This is a genomic window from Peribacillus sp. SIMBA_075 (assembly GCF_046534585.1).
Genome location: NZ_JAWRYN010000353.1, coordinates 1 through 304, shown reverse-complemented (window position 1 = coordinate 304; position 304 = coordinate 1). Strand labels below are relative to the sequence as shown.

The 304-nt window shown below is 67.8% G+C and carries 1 protein-coding gene; it reads right to left on the bottom strand.

What is annotated here, in order from left to right; all coding sequences use genetic code 11:
- Positions 1-160 (bottom strand): GntR family transcriptional regulator (locus tag SB775_RS28550; protein ID WP_410864548.1); only part of this gene is annotated, 160 nt, incomplete at its 3' end.
- Positions 161-304 lie beyond the last annotated feature (144 nt).

Sequence of the window (304 nt, the reverse complement as noted above, 5' to 3'; positions counted from 1 at the left end):
ATGCGGCGACCGCGGTGTTGCGGTTGACGCCGAGCTGCGCCGCGAGCTCCCGAACGGGTGGGAGGGCGTCACCGGTCCGCAGCGCGCCGCGCTCGTGCAGCGCGCGTACGCTCGCGGCGATCTCGGACGCGGTGGTGCCCGTGATGGTCTGCTGGTCCATGTCCCCTCCGGTTTGCGAGTCTACCGAGCGGGGAACGGGATGATATCTTCGGCATAGGCCAAACCCGTTTTTGTACCACGAGAGGGCGATGATGACAGACAGCGAGCAGGGCACCGCATTCGGATCGAGCCGGGTCAAGCGCGG